14 protein-coding genes are annotated in these 17,214 nt (G+C 57.4%); 10 read left to right on the top strand and 4 right to left on the bottom strand.

Annotated features, from left to right (window positions below):
• The first annotated feature begins 22 nt into the window (after window positions 1-22).
• The 3 genes from FEM03_RS15565 to FEM03_RS15555 all read left to right on the top strand — a co-directional run bounded on the left by FEM03_RS15565 (window position 23) and on the right by FEM03_RS15555 (window position 5,207).
• Window positions 23-1,849, top strand: a complete 1,827-nt coding sequence (locus FEM03_RS15565) for an SLC13 family permease (protein ID WP_138087206.1) — start codon at window positions 23-25, stop codon at window positions 1,847-1,849.
• A gap of 296 nt (window positions 1,850-2,145) precedes the next feature.
• Window positions 2,146-4,188, top strand: a complete 2,043-nt coding sequence (locus FEM03_RS15560; RefSeq protein WP_138087205.1) for an ATP-dependent helicase — start codon at window positions 2,146-2,148, stop codon at window positions 4,186-4,188.
• Complete coding sequence (locus tag FEM03_RS15555; RefSeq protein ID WP_138087204.1) at window positions 4,185-5,207, top strand: phosphodiester glycosidase family protein; 1,023 nt, start codon at window positions 4,185-4,187, stop codon at window positions 5,205-5,207. Before FEM03_RS15560 ends, FEM03_RS15555 begins: the two co-directional genes overlap by 4 nt.
• A gap of 136 nt (window positions 5,208-5,343) precedes the next feature.
• Here the strand turns inward: FEM03_RS15555 and FEM03_RS15550 are convergent, their stop codons facing one another.
• Window positions 5,344-6,285, bottom strand: coding sequence for an HTTM domain-containing protein (locus tag FEM03_RS15550; RefSeq protein ID WP_138087203.1), 942 nt, complete (start codon window positions 6,283-6,285; stop codon window positions 5,344-5,346).
• A gap of 190 nt (window positions 6,286-6,475) precedes the next feature.
• Between FEM03_RS15550 and FEM03_RS15545 the strand changes: the two genes are divergently transcribed.
• Window positions 6,476-6,742: a hypothetical protein gene (locus tag FEM03_RS15545; protein WP_138087202.1), complete on the top strand. Its 267-nt coding sequence runs from the start codon at window positions 6,476-6,478 to the stop codon at window positions 6,740-6,742.
• A 125-nt stretch (window positions 6,743-6,867) separates the two neighbouring features.
• Here FEM03_RS15545 and FEM03_RS15540 read toward each other — a convergent pair whose 3' ends face one another.
• The gene (locus FEM03_RS15540) at window positions 6,868-8,241 is read right to left on the bottom strand and encodes an alkaline phosphatase family protein (protein ID WP_138087201.1); all 1,374 of its coding nucleotides are present in this window, start codon (window positions 8,239-8,241) and stop codon (window positions 6,868-6,870) included.
• Window positions 8,242-8,439: 198 nt separating this feature from the next.
• Here FEM03_RS15540 and FEM03_RS15535 point away from each other — a divergent pair, with 198 nt between their 5' ends.
• From FEM03_RS15535 to FEM03_RS15520, 4 genes are read left to right on the top strand one after another with little or no spacing between them, the layout of a single operon-like run.
• Window positions 8,440-8,832: a PAS domain-containing protein gene (locus FEM03_RS15535; RefSeq protein WP_138087200.1), complete on the top strand. Its 393-nt coding sequence runs from the start codon at window positions 8,440-8,442 to the stop codon at window positions 8,830-8,832.
• Window positions 8,829-9,671 carry an MBL fold metallo-hydrolase gene (locus FEM03_RS15530; RefSeq protein ID WP_138087199.1) on the top strand — a complete coding sequence of 281 codons (843 nt, stop codon included), beginning with the start codon at window positions 8,829-8,831 and terminating at the stop codon, window positions 9,669-9,671. The genes FEM03_RS15535 and FEM03_RS15530 overlap by 4 nt, the downstream gene beginning before the upstream one ends.
• Before the next feature lie 11 nt (window positions 9,672-9,682).
• Window positions 9,683-10,333 carry a ribonuclease HII gene (locus tag FEM03_RS15525; protein WP_240772801.1) on the top strand — a complete coding sequence of 217 codons (651 nt, stop codon included), beginning with the start codon at window positions 9,683-9,685 and terminating at the stop codon, window positions 10,331-10,333.
• A complete protein-coding gene (locus FEM03_RS15520; RefSeq protein WP_166442895.1) occupies window positions 10,320-10,736 on the top strand; it encodes a YraN family protein in 417 nt (138 codons plus the stop codon). Before FEM03_RS15525 ends, FEM03_RS15520 begins: the two co-directional genes overlap by 14 nt.
• 83 nt (window positions 10,737-10,819) lie before the next feature.
• Here FEM03_RS15520 and FEM03_RS15515 read toward each other — a convergent pair whose 3' ends face one another.
• Window positions 10,820-11,446, bottom strand: coding sequence for a hypothetical protein (locus tag FEM03_RS15515; protein ID WP_138087196.1), 627 nt, complete (start codon window positions 11,444-11,446; stop codon window positions 10,820-10,822).
• Window positions 11,443-12,336, bottom strand: coding sequence for a ParA family protein (locus FEM03_RS15510; RefSeq protein WP_138087195.1), 894 nt, complete (start codon window positions 12,334-12,336; stop codon window positions 11,443-11,445). Before FEM03_RS15510 ends, FEM03_RS15515 begins: the two co-directional genes overlap by 4 nt.
• Before the next feature lie 125 nt (window positions 12,337-12,461).
• Between FEM03_RS15510 and guaA the strand changes: the two genes are divergently transcribed.
• Both guaA and FEM03_RS15500 read left to right on the top strand, forming a co-directional pair.
• Window positions 12,462-13,991 (top strand): glutamine-hydrolyzing GMP synthase, encoded by a 1,530-nt coding sequence (guaA, locus tag FEM03_RS15505; protein ID WP_138087338.1) that lies wholly within the window; start codon window positions 12,462-12,464, stop codon window positions 13,989-13,991.
• 148 nt (window positions 13,992-14,139) lie between these two features.
• Entirely contained in the window at window positions 14,140-17,142 is a 3,003-nt protein-coding gene (locus FEM03_RS15500; protein WP_138087194.1) for a tetratricopeptide repeat protein, read from the top strand.
• Window positions 17,143-17,214 lie beyond the last annotated feature (72 nt).

Genomic DNA, 17,214 nt, shown 5'->3' with positions numbered 1-17,214 from the left:
TTATTGTGGCGAGGGGTGGTTGATGAGTTGGGATTTGCTGATGGTGCTGATGTTGCTGGGGGTTTGCATGGTGTTGTTTGTGGTGAACAAACCGCGGATGGATGTGGTGGCGCTGATGGTGATTGTGTTGCTGCCTTTGAGCGGGGTGATTTCGGTGCAAGAGGCGTTGGTGGGGTTTAGTGATCCGAATGTGATTTTGATTGCGCTGTTGTTCGTGATTGGGGAGGCGCTGGTGCGAACGGGGGTGACGTTTGAAGTGGGGGACTGGCTGGTTCGCCGGGCGGGGAAGAGCGAAATGAAACTGGTGGTTTTGTTAATGCTGGTGGTGGCGGGGTTGGGGTCGGTGATGAGTTCGACCGGGGTGGTGGGGATTTTTATTCCGGTGGCGTTGGGAGTGGCGCGGCGCTTGAAGGTGAGTCCGGGGAGGTTGATGATGCCGTTGAGCTTTGCGGGTTTGATTGGTGGCATGCTGACGCTGGTGGCGACGCCGCCAAACATGGTATTGGATGGGGCGTTGAGGCAGGAGGGGTTTGAGGGTTTTGCGTTTTTTAGTTTTACGCCGCTGGGGTTGTTGATTTTGGCGTTCGGGATTGGGTATATGGTGGTGGCACAGCGTTGGTTGAAGGGGGCGGCGGATGGGGGGGCGGTGGTGCCGGTGCGTCGTGGATTATCGCATTTCATCAAGGAATACCGGTTGGAGAATCGGGGGTTTCGTTTGAGAATTGGGGCCGGATGCGGGCTGGATGGGAAGCGCTTGGATGCGCTGAATTTGCGGCGCGAGCATGGAGCGAATGTGGTGGCGGTGGAGCGGGCGGGGAGGTTTGGGCATGTGTTGTTGAATCCGCGGGCGGGGATGGAATTGCGGGTGGGGGATGTGTTGCTGGTGGATTTTTCGCAGGAGGTGAAGATCGGGGGTTTTTGTGAGGAGATGGGGTGGGAGTTGTTGCCGATGAAGGGCGGGTATTTCCGGGAGAGTTGGAATGAGGCGGGGATGGTGGAGGTGATGATTGCTCCAGAGTCGCCGCCGATTGGGAAGAGTGTGCAGGAGCAGGGGTTTCGGTCGCGATATGGATTAAGTGTGGTGGGATTGCGCAGGCAGGGTAAGGTGTTTGAGGGTCAGTTGTTGGAGGAGAAGTTGAAGATGGGGGATGTTTTGCTGGTGGCGGGGCCGTGGAAGTCGATCCGCCAGTTGCAGGGGATGGCGGGAGATTTTATTGTGTTGGGGTTGCCGCCTGAGGTGGAGGACGTGGCTCCGGCGAGAGACCGGCTGCCGCATGCGCTGGGGGTTTTGGCTTTGATGGTGGTGCTGATGGTGGGGGGCTGGGTGCCGAATGTGATTGCCGGGTTGATGGCGTGTTTGTTGATGGGGCTGTTTCGGTGTGTGGATCTGGCGGGTGCTTACAAGTCGATTCACTGGCAGAGTTTGATTTTGATTGCGGGTATGATTCCGTTTGCGCAGGCGTTGGAGAGCACGGGCGGGGTGGGTTTGGCGGTGGAGGGGTTTTTGGGTTTGATGGAAGGGGCGGGGGTGAGGTGGTTGCTGGGCGGGGTTTTTGTTATGACGGCGCTGACGAGTTTGTTCATTTCGAACACGGCGACGGCGGTATTGATGGCACCGATTGCTTTGAGCGTGGCGAAGCATCTGGAGGTTTCGCCGGTGCCTTTTGCGATGGTGGTGGCGATTGCGGCATCGGCGGCGTTCATGACGCCGGTTTCTTCGCCGGTGAATACGCTGGTGATGGGGCCGGGGAATTACCGGTTCATGGATTTTGTGAAGGTGGGGGTGCCGTTTACCTTGTTGGTGCTGGTGGTGACGGTGTTGGTGGTGCCGTGGTTGTTTCCGCTGTGAGGGGGAGGGGATGTTGGAAGGATGAGGGATGAGGAATGAGGAATGAAGGGTGAGATGAAGTGCGGTTGGGGAGGGGTGAGGAGGTGAGGGCGATTTGGGCTTCGGCGAAAGCGGTGTCGCGCTTTAGGGCTTGCCACCGCAGTCCAAATTTTTGGGGTGGTTTGGGGAGGTGGGATGGAGGAGGTGCGAGGAGACGTTCGGGACAGGCAAAATGCCTGTCACACCCACAGGCTGCAAGCCTGTGTCACGTTCGGGATTGCAAAGGGTGGCAAACCATTGCAATCCTTTGCGGACACATGGCGCGTGATTATACTTTGCATTCGGCTTCGCCGCAGGGGACGGGGATTGATTTTAAGGCGGAGCTGAATGAGCAGCAGTTTTTGGCGGTGACTTCGCCGCCGGGGAAGTCGCTGGTGATTGCGGGGGCGGGAAGTGGCAAGACGCGGACGCTGACTTTTCGGGTGGCTTACCTTTTGCAGAATGGAATCGCGCCGGAAAATATTCTATTGCTAACGTTCACGAACAAGGCGGCGAGGGAGATGCTGGAGAGGGTGCAGTCGCTTTTGCCGGTGGAGACAAGGCGCCTGTGGGGCGGGACGTTTCACTCGATTGGGAATCGGCTGCTAAGGCTGCATGGCGAGAGGTTGGGGTTGCGGCAGGGGTTTTCGATCATGGATCGGGAAGACCAGAAGGATCTGATGGAGACGGTGGTGGGGTCGAGCGGGGTGGACGTGACGTCGTATCGGTTTCCGAAGTCGGAGGTGATCGGGGACATTTGTTCGCTCGCAGACAACATGCTGGTGTCGGTGGAGGAGGTGGTGAAGGAGAAGTATGACTGGTTTGAGCCGGTGATGGAGGGGATCAACAAGGTTCGCGACGCCTATGTGGCGAAGAAGCTGGAGACGAACAATGTGGATTTTGATGATCTGCTGGCCTTGACAGTGAAGTTGCTGGAGGAGAATGAGGATTTGCTGGAGCGGTATCGGCGGGTGTTTCAGTTTGTGCTGGTGGATGAGTATCAGGACACGAATGCGTTGCAGTGTCGGATGATTGATTTATTGACGGGTGAGAAGGGAAATTTGATGGTGGTGGGAGATGATGCGCAGAGCATTTATTCGTGGCGGGGGGCGGACGTGAACAACATTTTGAGGTTCGGGGAGCGGCATGCGGGGGCGCGGATTTACAAGATTGAGACGAACTATCGGAGTGTGCCGGAGGTGCTGGAACTGGCGAACGAGTCGATCAATCACAATGCGGGTCAGTTTCGCAAGGCGTTGGTTTCGGCGCGTGAGGGGCGGGGGATGTTGCCGGGGTTGGTGAAGGTGGACAATCCGGATGCACAGGCGTCGTTCGTGGCGCAGCGGATATTGGAGTTGCATGAGGAGGGGGTGCCGCTGGCGGAGATGGCGGTGATTTACCGGGCGCATTTCCATTCGTTGAACATTCAGCTGGAGCTGACGAACCGGGGGATTCCGTTTGTGATTACGAGTGGGCTCAGGTTTTTTGAGCAGGCGCATGTAAAGGATGTTTCAGCTTTTATGAAGTTTGCGATCAATCCGCGCGATGAGGTTTCGTTCATGCGGATGGTGAGGTTGGTGCCGGGGATTGGGGGGACGTCGGCAATGAAGATGTGGTCGGCGTGGGTGGGGATGGGGGACGTGACGTCGACGTCGAAGGGGATCGTGATGGATGGGGAAGGTTTTGCGGAATTGTTGTTGAAATTGAAGGTGCCGAAGAAGGCGCAAAAGGTTTGGGAGCAGACGGCGTGGACGCTGGATGAGTTGTTGGGGAAAGATGGGGTGCCGGTGTTGCCGGGTCGGATGATTCGCAGTGTGGTGGAGGGGGTTTATGAGGATTACATGAAGGCGAAGTTCAAGAATGCGGATCAACGTGGTCAGGACATTGAGCAGCTGGAGGAATACAGCGGGCGCTTTGAGAGCACCGAGGAGTTTTTGAGTCAGCTGGCGTTGTTGAGCGGACTGGACACGGATGAGTCGCCGAAGCAGGCGGAGGTGAAGGAGGTGGAAGATGCGGTGACTTTGACAACGGTGCATCAGGCCAAGGGATTGGAGTGGCATGCGGTGTTTGCGATCTGGCTGGCGGATGGGATGTTTCCGAATTCGCGGGTGGTGGACAGTGGCGGTCTGGAGGCGATTGAGGAGGAGCGGCGGGTGTTTTTTGTGACCTTGACCAGGGCGAAGGATGAGTTGTATTTGCTGTGTCCGATGGTGAATTTTCAGGCGCGGGATGGGAACATCATGGTGCGGTTGTCGCGATTTGTGGAAGAGTTGCCTGAGGAGTTGATGGAGGTGTGGAACGTGCGTAGTTTCTCGTCGTGACAAAACCCCGGAAATCCAAACGCAGACGGTTTCGTTTCGGCTGTTTGACCAAACTGGTATTGCTGGCGGTGCTGGCCGGGGTGCTGGCGCTGGTGGCGGTGGATTATGTGTTCAACTTGCGGGGGAACCTGACGTTTGTGGCGTTTCGGGATTCGAAGAAGGCGTTGCAGGTGAGATTGGATTCGGGCGAGTGGAAGGACGTGGCGTCGGTGGGGATGAGTGAGCTTTTCGGCGCGTTGCATGATCAGGCACGGACGCCGGGGGCGACTTGGAAAACGCTGGAGGTGCGCAGGCCGGCGCAGAGATTGTGGCAGCATGTGACGCAGGCGGTGATCGGGGCGGAGGTCCACGTGGTGGAGTTTGATCCGGCGCAGTATGAGTTCGTGACGAGTTTCCGGGAGAAGTTTGAGTTGACGACGGCGCGGGAAAGATTGGGGGCCGAAGAGGCGGTGTTTGCGATCACGGCGAATTTTCGCGATCCTGAAGGCAAACCATTGGGGCTGGTGGTGAGCAAGGGTCAGCAGGTGAGCCGTCCTTTCACGGCATGGACCGGTTATTTTTTTGTGAAGGACGGGCGACCATGGTTTGGGCCGAAGTCGTTGTTTGAAGAGACGCCGGGGGTATTGACGGAGGCTTCGCAGGGGTATCCGTCGGTGTTAAAAAATCACACGGTGTTTTCCTACGTGGATCTGGCGCCAAACAAGTATTTTAATGGCGACCGGCTGACGTATCGTGCGCTGGCGGGGGTGAGGCAGGATGGACGGGTGGTAATGGTATTGTCGGGCAATGGGGGATTGATGAACATTGGCGAGGCGGCGGAACTGGCGCGGAAGTTAAACGTGCAGCATGCGACGCTGCTGGATGGGGGAAAGGCGTTGCAGTATTCGATGCGGTTCACGGGTTTGCCGCATCATTTTCATGCGTTTAATACTTGGCTGGACATCGAGAAAGAGCCGTTGCAGCCGGAGAGGTCGCCGGTGTTCATCGCGGTGAAGCGGAAGGAGAGGGGGGAAAATTAGCCTCTGGGGACGGGTTCATATGTGAGAGCCATAGGTTTCTGGCGGCAAAAAGTCCGCACAAAGCCCAGAGCGTCGCGAGGAGTGGCGCGATGTAGTCGGGGTTGACGCAGTATTGAGCAATCGAATGAAACTCCATTCATTTGAAGGTTTGCGCGAAATGCATGGTTAGAGCCGCGAGTGCAAAAGAAACGACGACAAGACTTACAAAAGGGTTTTTGCGTGGGGCAGCGATAGCCTGACGATCCAACAAGATGAACGGAAGATAAGCAACGATGTTGATGAAAAATGGAATGCCCAACAAGATGGTGTTGAATGTATGAAACAGGCAGGCTACCACGATCCAAGTGCGCCAGTAGGTGCGACCAAGCAGAAGGCAGAAGAACGGGGAGAGCTCGAAGGCCACCGCGCAGTAGTCAAAGACCTCGGTGAGCCATGCTGGCATTTGAAACACCAATGAAGCACCGAAAGGCTGCCGCTCCATCGAGAAGTAACCCCGATAGAACCATGAGAGGAAACCATTGTGAGTTAAATCGAAGTCAAGCCAGTGGATGGCTTTCGGTAATCCCGCTGTGAACATCCCAAAAGCAAGCGTGATGGAGAGCAAGGTTTCACCTCGGGGGACGAATGACTTTTCGCGGTCGGGAATGATCGCCCATCGACAGCCGGCATTAGTCAATGCAAGACAGAAGAAAGCAGCCGGAAGCATGATGGTATGATCAATTTTTCCGAAACTGTATTTGAACGAGCACAGACAAATGTATGTGAAGGCAAAGAGCAGGCAATTGATGCGGGACTTGAGGCCGATCGCGACGCAGAACACTGAAAAAACCAACAAAATTTCGCCGATCTGGAAGCACAATTTTCCGGGCATGTCTTTGAAGAGAATGGCTAAAGAGAGCTTATGCGGGGCAAAGAGGGATGGTGGCAGATCGGTGATCCAAGCGAAGTGAAGATCGAAGAACAACAGCGTCAAAATGGCAGTTGCGATGCGCACCTTGGATAGGGTGAGATCATCGGTGATGGTGGAAGCGATGAGCCGGTTCCAGACCCCATCGTGCCAGCGTTTAGCGAAGCTCATAGGCTTTGGTTCGCACCAATTGTTCCGCAATGGGTTGACGGGTTGATGGATCGAACGTGACGTATTTCACCCTAGTAGAAAATGATTGATTCTGGAGGCGCAGGGTTTGGAGCCGACGGGCATACCACTGTTTGGCAAACAAAATCTCTTCGGGCGTGCGGGTTTACCGAAATAGAAGGTTTGCGAAACCGTGCCGTTGTCGGTTGATGGGATTAAGGCCGAAATCATTGTTCATGATGGCGTGGAAATAGACCGGGGGCGCCGGAGAGAGGAGTTCGCTGGGTTTGAGGGTTACCTCGGCCCCTTGAAAATTGGTTGCGAGGATCTGGCGAATTTCGAACGAGACCTGCTGTTCAGTTCGTTTGATCGTCGTTGCGCCGTCTGGAAGGATGATGGCAGGTTAGGGCTCAGCCAGGAAGATTCGGCAAAGGAATGGAACAATCAAGAGTGCCAGTAGCAAGAGCGTGAATGATGGCTTGGGCGCATGCATGGCAGAAAAGAGGGCCGAGGAAGTTTCCCAGCTACAATTTGGTCTTGGGTTATAGGCTTGATTTTTTTCCGATCAAGCGCTGTTGCTCCAGGTTATTGGCCGGTGAGGACCTCGGTGAGGACTTTTCCTTCGGGATTGGGGATTTCGAGGTTGAGGATTTTGGCGATGGTGGGGGCGACATCCAGGTTGGCCATGCGGGGGAGGAGGATGCCTTTTTTGATGGCGGGGCCGGAGGCGATGAAGATGCCGTCGAGTTCGGGATCGCTGGCGGGGTAGCCATGGGTGCCGCCGTAGTTCTCGGCGGGGCCGGTGATGGCGTCGCCGGCGGCGTTGGCATTGAAGGCGTAGCCGGGTTTGGCGTAGAGGATGAGGTCGCCGGTGCCCTGGTTCTCTTCGGGAGTAGGCATGCCAAGCGAGTTGGCGTCCTTGCCTTCAATGACTTGGTCGATGCCTTCGGTTTGTTGGAGAAGTGCTTTGATCTGAGGGAGGAGTTCGGTCCGGCGTTCGGGACGGTTGATGTAGACGAAAGCCATGCCGCCTTGGGTGACGGCGGAGACGTCGGCGCTGGTGATCGTGGGTCCGAGGGCTTTGAGGTATCTGGCTTGTTTGAGGGCGATGTTCGGATAGACGTAGTGGGTGACTTTTTTGAAGCCGTGATCGGTGGTGATGATGAAGGTGGTTTGATCGGCGAGGCCTGCCTCATCGACGGCATCGACGAGGTCGCCGACGAGTCGGTCAGCATAAGCGAGCGCGGTGTAGCTGGCCCAGGTGGCGGGACCGTGGCGGTGATGGATGGCGTCGGTATTGAGGGTATGGTAGAGGAGCAGGTCGGGCTGGTGTTCGCGAAGGATGTGGATGGCGGCTTTGGTCCAGGTTTCGTCGCGCCAGGCGATGTTGCGGGAGGTGGGGCCGGATTGGTAGCCGAGAATGTCGTCGGTGGTGAGGATGCCTTTGTCGATCATGGCTTTTTCGATGGGGCCTTCGAGACGGGGGCGTTCGGGAAAGGAGTGGGCGATGGTTTTGGCATTGGTGACGGCGACCCAGTTGACTTCGCCGGTGGTGAGGCCTTTGGCGTGGGCGAGATCGTAGAGGGTGGGGGCGAAAACCATTTGGTCTTTGTCGACCCATTGTTCGACTTTCGGATGTTTGCCGGGACCTTGGCGGACGAGGAGACCGTTGAAGAGGACACCGTGTTTGCGCGGGCTGACTCCCGTGATGAGGGTGGTGTGGTTGATCCAGGTGATGGAAGGATTGGAGACGGTCATGGCCTCGGTGGAGGCTCCGTTGGCGGCGAGTTGGCGAAGGTTGGGGGCCGGGAGGCTGGGGTCTTTCCAGATCCAGGCGGGAAATCCATCGATGCTGATGAGGATGACGCGAGGACGCTTGGCAGGGTTGGTAATTTGAGTCTGCGCAGAACAGACGAGAGAGGAGGTGATGATGAAGAAGGCGAGAAGGAGAGGGTGCATAGGGAGATGATCCTTACGGCGGCAATAGGAATTTTTTTCCAGTAGCAACAAGGGCTTATCAAAAGGTGCGAAAAGTGTGGGACAGATGCATTTTCTGCTTTCTTAACAGGGGGGAGGCTGCTTAATGGGAGGAACATGGGTTGCCGATGTTTTCCGGGCAGTCGGAGGCTTGTTGATTAATCAAATTTCCTTTTCTGAATGCCTCAAAAAGACATCGAACTGATTCTGATGCGCCAGCTGGCGAGTTGTCTGGCGACGCCGGTTTTTTTGGTCGATCCACAAGGGAATCTGGTGTTTTACAACGAGCATGCGGAGGCGATTTTGGGTCGGCGGTTTGAGGAGACGGGGTCGATGCCGGTGGGGTTGTGGTCGACGATTTTTTCACCGCGCGATGGTCGAGGTCGGGAGATTCTGCCGGAGGCGTTGCCGCTGGTGATTGCGCTGCGCAAAAAGGTGCCGGCGCAGAAGCGGTTCTGGATCAAGAGTCTGGATGGCTCGAAGAAGCAGGTGGAGGCGACGGCGTTTCCATTGATGGGGCAGACGGGGCGGCTGGTGGGGGCGGTGACGATGATCCAGGAGGTGAAGGGATGAAGGTGCGTTTTTGGGGGACGCGTGGTTCGCTGGCGACGCCGGGGAAGGCGACGCTGAAGTATGGGGGGAACACGTCTTGTGTGCAGGTGATTGGAGATCAGGGGACAATGGTGGTGTTGGATGCAGGGACAGGGATGCGTGAGATGTCGCTGAATTTTCCGCCGGGATTGAAGCGGGTGGATGTGTTGCTGACGCATTTGCACATGGATCATATCCAGGGGTTGGGATTCTTTTCGCCGTTTTACAATCGGGACATGGAGGTGCATTTGTGGGGTCCAAGGAGCACGACTCAGGATCTGCGAGGGAGATTGATGCGGTATCTTTCGCCGCCATTGTTTCCGGTGCATTTGCGCGATTTGGAGTGCCGGCTTTTTGTGCATGATGCGTCGGATGCGGATGTGCAGATCGGGGAGTTTAGGGTGTCGTCGCGGATGATTTGTCATCCGGGTCCGACGGTGGGTTACCGGCTGGTGGGTCCGAAGGGTTCGCTGGCGTATATGCCGGATCATGAGCCGGCGATTGGGGCGACGAGGTTGTTGCCGGATCGGGACTGGGTGTCGGGGGCGGCGGTGGCGAAGGAGGTGGATTTATTGATTCATGATGCGCAGTATACCGATGAGGAGTATGCGGCGCGGGTGGGCTGGGGGCATTCGTCGATGAAGCAGGCGATGGAGTTCGCGCGGATGACGGAGGTGCGGCATTTGGTGCCCTTTCATTATGATCCGACGCATGGGGATGAGGTGTTGGAGACGATGCTGAAGGAGAACATTGCGGCGGTGAATCCGGCGTATCCGGTGACGCCAGCGCGTGAAGGGGAAACGATGGAGGTGCGGGGGTGAGCCGGGGTCGGGTGAAGCAAATTTTCGAGCTGCCGGAGCGGCCTGACATGGCGCATGAACGAAGCTGGCGGGAACGGGGTTTTGCTCGTGTGGCAGGGGTGGATGAAGCGGGCCGTGGGCCGTTGGCGGGTCCGGTGCATGTGGCGGCGGTGGTGTTGCCGGATGGGTTTGAGCATGCGGATTTGCATGATTCGAAGCAGCTGAGCGAAGCGGCACGAGAGCGAATTTTTGAGGAGTTGACGGGTCGGGCGGATGTGGCGTGGTCGCTGGTGGTGGTGGAGGTGTTGGAGGTGGATCGGATCAATGTTTTGCAGGCGGCGCGGGTGGGGATGCGAAGGGCAGTGCTGGCGTTGCAGCCGGTGCCGGAGGTGGTGTTGGTGGATGGGCTGGAGGTGCCGGATTTTCCGTTTCGACAGGAGGCTTTGGTGAAGGGGGATGCGCGTAGTTTGTCGATTGCGGCGGCGAGTGTGATTGCAAAAGTTTCGCGCGACCGGTATATGCGGGAGTTGGCGAAGGAGTTTCCTGAATATGGCTTCGAACGGCACAAAGGATACGGCACTGCGGCGCATCTGGCGGCGTTGCAGGAGCATGGTCCGTGCGTTCATCACCGGATTTCGTTTTCGCCCGTCGCTCAACTCACTTTCTCGTTTGACGCAGCCTGATGGGAGCCGGGTGGATTCGGCGGCGATCGGTCAATGGGGGGAGGATCTGGCGGCGCAGTGGTTGCGGAGAAACGGCCGGAAGGTGTTGTATCGGAACTACCGGGCACCAGGTGGTGGCGAGGTGGACATTGTTTGCCGCCATGGAGCGATGCTGACGTTCGTGGAAGTGAAAACGCGGACGTTTGAGGGGAGGGAGCGGGCGGCGATGGCGGTCAATGCGGCGAAGGAGAAGCTGATTCTTAAGGGGGCGCAGGCGTGGTTGAGGATGTTGGACGAGACGAAGGAGATTCCGCGCCGGGTGGACATTGTGGAGGTGCTGTTGAGGGAGGGGGAGTTGCCGAAGGTGACGGTGATTGAGGGGGCGTTGAAGATGCGGGAGAGGGGCAGGGAGCTGGATTGGTGACGGGTGCGAATGGAGGCCGACGGAACGTCGGTTGTCCAATACGGGGGTTTTGCCGATGACACATCGGCGCTCCATGATTGGCCTTAGGGGTAGAGGATGTGGGAGTGGACGCGGCGGGCGTTGGTGACGATCAGTTTGATGAGATCGGGTTTGGCGATGCCTTTGGGAAGGGGGAGGCCGGAGGCTTTGGCGAGGAGTTTGAGATCGGAGACGCCAGAGTAACGGTTTTTGACTTCGTAGCTGAGTTGGTCGTCGTCGAGTCCGCCAAGGCGGGTCCATTCACGACGCAAAGCTTCGTCGTCTTTGGTGGGAAGTTTTTGTTTGGGGGCTTTGGCGGTGTGCAGAAAGTCCTGGGTGTAGGCGAGGGCTTTTTTGGCGGATCCGTTGCCTGACTTGATTTCTTTGAGGAAATCGGTGCGCATTTTTGATGCGGTGGTTTTTTCGGGTTTGTGGCCGAGGATCTCCTTGCTGAGTTTGGTGATGAAGGATTCGTCGAGCAGTTTTTTGTCGGAGGATTTGGTCAACAGGGTCTCGAGTTCGCGCATGCCGGGGGCGGTGCCCTGGATGCTGGCTTGCAGTGCGCTGTCGAATTTTTCGAGGGCTTTGCCGAAGGTGGCGACGGTTTTGTTCCAGACGGGGCCGTCGAGGTTGGGTCCGTGTTTTTGGAGCGCGTCGGTGACGGTCTGAAGCTGTTTCAGGAGGTCGCTCATGGCAGGCTGTTGAAATGGTAGTGGAAGGATTTGGCGAGGTGGCGGTAGTCGTCGGCACCGATGCTGCCGGGATCGTAAAGGATGACGGGCTGGTGCGCGTTGGTCGACTCGGCGACTTTGACGTTGTAACGAACGGGAGGGGTGAGCAGGGCGGCTTTGTTGTGAACGAGTTTCTGGCCTCTCAGGTGGGAGAGGATGAGGCTGAGGTCCATGAGGTTGCGCTCGTGATCTTTGAGGCCGATGCGAAAATGGCTGACGATGACGGCGGCGATGCTGGCTTTTTTGTAGTGCTTTTTATGACTGGCGACCTTGTCGTTGAACTCGTCGACGAGTTTGGCGAAGACCTGGAAGCCGGCGAGGGAGAGGAAGTCGGGAAGGTAGGGGATAACGCAGTAGTCGGCAGCGAAAAGGGCGTTTTTGGTAACGGAATAGATGTTGGGTGGACAGTCAAAGAAGATGTAGTCGTAGTCCTGATAATGGGGTTCGAGGGTCTTTTGCAGGATCTCGAAATAGCGGGTGTGTTTGCTTTGCTGGATGCTGTCTTCGATTTTGATGAGTTCGACGGCGGCGGGGAGGAGGTCGAGATTTTTGATGAGGGGGACCTCGCGGCGCGGCATGCCGAAGAGGGTGCTTTGTTCGAAGTTGAAGAGTTTGGTGCCCTGGAGGTGGTCTTGAAAGATCTGGTAGGTGGAGTGTTTGCCGTTTTTGATGTGGTCGCGCCAGGCGTGGGGCTGCATGAGCCAGAAGCTGGAGTTGCACTGGGCGTCGAGGTCGACGATGAGGACTTTTTTGCCTTCGTGGTAGGCGAGGGCGGCGCCGAGGTTCACGGTGGCGGCGGTTTTCCCGACACCTCCTTTGAAGTTGATGAAGGCGATTGCTTTGGCGGCCATCGGAAAGAAATTTCTCGACAAGCTACAGGGAAATGGAGGGGGTGGCAAGGCTTGGATTGCAGTTGGGCGGCATCTTTTCTTTTTTTGACATGGGTGGAATCCGAGCGAATGAATACCGCCTTCTCATGATTACCGAAGGCGAAGTGGCAGTTTTGGACTATGGCTCGCAATACAGCCAGTTGATTGTTCGGCGTGTGCGCGAACTGGGTTTTGTTTCACATTTGTATCCGCCGGATCAGCTCGCAACGCTGAACCAGCCGGGTGCGGTGATTCTGAGCGGAGGTCCGCGCAGCACCAGTGAGGTGGGGGCGCCGGATGTGGATTTTGAGGCGCTCATGGCGTTTGGAGTGCCGATCTTGGGGGTTTGTTATGGGATGCAATTGCTGAACATCAAGCATGGCGGCACGGTGAAACCGGGGGTGACTCGGGAGTATGGTCCGGCGCGGCTGGTGGTGAAAGAGGACAACAAGGCGCCGTTGTTTGATGGGTTGCCGCATGATTCGCAGATTTGGATGTCGCACAGTGATACGGTGCAGAATTTGTCGAGCGGAACGAAGGTGATTGCGACAAACCAGGACAGCGTGCCGGTGGCGTTGCAGTGGAGTGAGACGTGTTTTGGGATTCAGTTTCACCCAGAGGTGACGCATTCACATGAGGGGACCAAGATTCTCAAAAATTTCCTGAGCCTGGCGGAAGGCAAACTGGCGAAGTTCAGCATCACGGATTTCAAGGATCAGATGATTGAGGAGATTCGTCGGGAGGTGGCGGATCGCGAGGTGATTTGCGGGGTTTCGGGTGGGGTCGATTCGACGGTTTTGGCGGTGCTCTTGCACAAGGCGGGGGTGAAGCAGCGATGCTTGTTTGTGGATAATGGTTTGTTGCGCAAGAACGAACGTGAGGATGTGGTGGCGCAGTTTAAAGAAGTGGGGGTGCCGATTGAAGTGGTGGATGCGAGGGAGCTGTTTTTGAATGCGCTGAGCGGGGTGTCTGATCCTGAGGCGAAGCGCAAGATCATTGGGAACTTGTTTCTGGATGTGTTTTTTGGCGCGGCGGATCACATTGAGGTGATGGCGCAGGGGACTTTGTATCCGGACGTGATTGAGAGTGCGACGAGCGGGTCGATTGCCAGCAAAATCAAGACGCATCACAATCGGGTGGACCGGGCGATGGAGTTGAAAAAACAGGGCCGGGTGATTGAGCCGTTGGCGGAGTTGTTCAAGGACGAGGTGCGCGCCTTAGGCGCTGAGTTGGGAATTCCACACAAGGCTTTGTGGCGTCATCCGTTTCCCGGGCCTGGTCTGGCGGTGCGTGTTCCTGGCGAGGTGACGGAGGAGCGATTGGAGATTTGCCGTGAAGCGGATGCGATTTTCATCGAAGAATTGCGGCGTTCAGGTTGGTATGAGCGGACCTGGCAGGCTTATGCGGCGGTGCTGCCGGTGAAAACGGTGGGCGTGAAGGGGGATGAGCGCAGTTATGAGGCGGCGGTGTCGATTCGGGCAGTGATCAGCGAAGACGCGATGACGGCGGATTGGGTGGAGTTGCCGCATGAAGTATTGCGGGTGATCTCACACCGGATTTTGAACGAGGTGAAAGGGGTCAACCGCGTGCTTTATGACATTTCCACGAAACCACCGGCAAGCATTGAGTGGGAGTGAGATTGAAAGGATAAGGGCTAAAGGATAAAGGATAAGGGTTCAAGAGCCTGAATTCTTGCTTCGGCATTTGATTGGATGGCGTGTTCTGTGCTAGGATGATGCTGCAATTTTAAACTGGTGTGACGGGGGTCACATCCTTACAAAAAACATGGCAGGTCCTACGCAGTTTCGACAATATCACATCTCTCAAGATGCGGAGGGCCATCATATCGAGGTCGTGCGCAATGATGAGCAGGTGGCGGTGCTGGCGTTTGACGGAGTGAGGCAGCTGTTTGTGGTGTGTCGAGTGTTGCTGAAGCAACTGAACAACGCGGCGGATTTTGCGGAGAGGCTGCGCAAGTTGCAGTCGAGCGGCTTGCCGAAGCTGGCGAAGGTTTTCGAGTCGGGTGAGGACGAGGGGAATACGTTTTACATCACCACGTTGGTGGATGGCGAGACGTTGGGAGAATATTTGGGCAGGCAGGACAAGCTTCCATTGAGGCTCGCGGTAGGGTTGGCGATGGAGGCGATGGAGGCGGCGCAATCGCTGGTATCGGTCGGGGATTTCATCATGGATGAGCCACTGGAGGCGATTGGGGTGTTGCAGAGCGGGGCATCGAGTTTGGAGTTGCGGGTGGCGGATTTTCGATTGAACGCCTTGAAGAGCGGCAAGCCCCCCAAAAGTTCGGCGTTAAAGGCGGAGTTCAAGAGTAGAGCGGGAGTGCTGCATGAGGGACTTTTGCAGGCGCAGAAGGAAAAAGGGGGAGCTGATGGGGTGTCGGCGGCTGAGTTCGCGAAATGGTTGAAGGCGTTGCTGCTGGCCTGTGAGCCCGGGGTTGAAGGAACGATTGAGGAGTGGCTTGGGAAGTGGCGGGCGTTTGCGGAGACGTTGACGAAGGTGCCGGATTTGGAAGGCGCGTTGAAGCCGGTGACGCTGCTGGGATCGCAGTTGCCAACTGCGCAACAGGTGGCGCAGTGTGCGGCGCTGCAGGTGAAGATGCAGAGTCAGCGTGTGGATCCGGCCCAGCCGTATGCGTTGAGAGGGCTGCTGATGAAAAGCGGTCAGCCGGTGATGGTGGAGCCGCTTCCTTCGGCTTCTTTAACTGGTCCGCCGGCGGTAGAGGCGTTGGATGAGGTGAAGAATTTGCACAAGGCGGGCAAGTTTCCCAATTTGGTGCCCCTGGTGTTTGTGGAGGAGCACAAGGGTGTGCGTTGTGTGGCGGAAGCGGCGGTGAATGGCGTTTCTTTGAAGGAGTTGTTGGAGGCACGGGGCAAGCTGGATGTGCAGGAGACGTATCTGGTGCTGGCTGGGGTGGATGCGGCCTTGACCCAGTTGGAGAAGGCCAAGCTGGGGGTGAGAAGATTGCGGGTGGAAGATGTGTTTTTGTTCACGGGGGCCGCGAAGGAGGCTGAAGGCGTGGCGGAATTGTTGGTGCAGAAGCTTGATGAATGGCCAGGGTTTTCGATCGTGCTGCGGGTGCACAACAGTTTGCATTCGATGGGCGGACGTGGGTTTGATCCGGCGACGTTGATGCCGCTGAACCAGGGTGGAGGTGCCGGGGTGGAGCCGGTCTGGCATGGTGGCTGGATGGCGGCTTTGGGCAGTGTGATGGCGGGGATGTCAGGGTCGGCGCGATCAGCGATGAGACGCGAGACGGGGGTGGCGGAGATTGATACGGTGTTCCGGCTTTTTGATGATGAGCTGGGTCGGGCGGCTCGTGGAGAAGCTTCGGGAAGGGCGGCGTTTCTTTCCAGATTCGCGCGCGTCATGCAGCAATTTCATTTGGCGCAGTTTACCCACGCAGGGGGATTTTGGACGGAACTGAGTGGCTCAACCAGTGCGCAGGACCGTGCGGAGGAGGTGTCGAGAGAGGTGGCGCGTCCTGCTCCGGCCCCCGCCCCGGTGAAGAAGGGGTTGAGGCAGATGGCGACGGCAGCGCCAATGATGACGGTGGCTGAGCATGAGGCCGTGCATGAGGGGTCAATGGGGTTTGCGGAGATGTTGATTGGCAATGGGCAGTCGTCCGCGGAGGCTCCGAGGGAGGGATTGCGGTCCATCTTCCATGCCGGGAGTGACAATGGGGATGACGATGCCTACAGCACGGATAGTTCGTGGGTGAACATGCGTGATGAGCGTCCGTTTTTGCTCAATTTTTTGCTGATGTTGACGGGTTCGATGATCGTCGGTGCGGCGTTGGCGCACTGGTCGGGCCGCGCGATCTGGCAGATGGCTCCAGTGCCAGTAGAGCGCACGGAAATTCCAGCGCAGCCGGTGAAGGCGGAACTGGTGCTGGATTTGCCGGTGCCGACCGTGCCTGAGGCGCCTAAACCGGGTGCGGATAGCAGCGGTTCCAGCTCTGCGGAACCGATGTCGCCGCCGTCGGTAGTGGAGCCAACTCCGGCTCCAGTTCCTAATCCAACGCCAGCTCCAGCCTCTGCTCCGATGGCGGCCCCTTCGGTGGCGCTGCCGGTGGAGGAAGAGGCGGAAGATGGTTTGACGAAGGAATTGCGGGACGCGCGTCAGAGGGGGGAGAAATTGTCTCCGGCGATGAGGCAGCGGGCAGAGAGCGCGGCGCAGTCGGGCAATGGTGAGGCGATGCTGGCGATGGGCCAGTCGCTGATGAGGGGCGATGCGGGACGGGTGGACGAGCAGGCGGGATTGGAATGGCTTGAGAAGTCGGTAAATACTGGCAATCCCCAGGCGATGGTGACGCTGGCGGATGTTTATTTGCAGGGGCGCGGTGTGGCGGTGAGTCCGTCAAGGGCGGTGCAGTTGCTGCAGGGGGCGGCGGATCAGGGGGTGCCTGAGGCACAGGACAAGCTTTCGGTTTGTTACGCGCGGGGGATAGGCACCCAGAAGGACGATGTGAAAGCTTTTCAGTTGTCGGAGCAGGCTTATCGTGCCGGAGTGACGAGTGCGAGGGGCAATCTCGGGGCGATGTATTTGCGCGGTCAGGGAGTGGCACCGGATGCGGAAAAAGCGGTGCTGCTTTTCACGGAAGGAGCGGAGCTCGGACATTCGGAAAGCATGTTCGCACTGGCGCAGTGTCTGGAATATGGCAACGGCACGAGGGTGAATCTGGAGCAGGCGACCCAGTGGTATCGTGCCGCTGCACGAAAGGGTAATGCAGAAGCGGTGCGATGGTGCAGCGAGAAGCGGGTGGCCTATTGAGCGGGCGAGAGGTCGCGTCGAATTGGCGCTTTTGTGTCAACGAATGATGCAACCTTGACGGTTGTAGTTTGT

The sequence above is a fragment of the Phragmitibacter flavus genome, from assembly GCF_005780165.1.
In the GTDB taxonomy this organism is placed as follows: domain Bacteria; phylum Verrucomicrobiota; class Verrucomicrobiia; order Verrucomicrobiales; family Verrucomicrobiaceae; genus Phragmitibacter; species Phragmitibacter flavus.
This window is presented reverse-complemented; position numbering and strand designations above follow the sequence as displayed.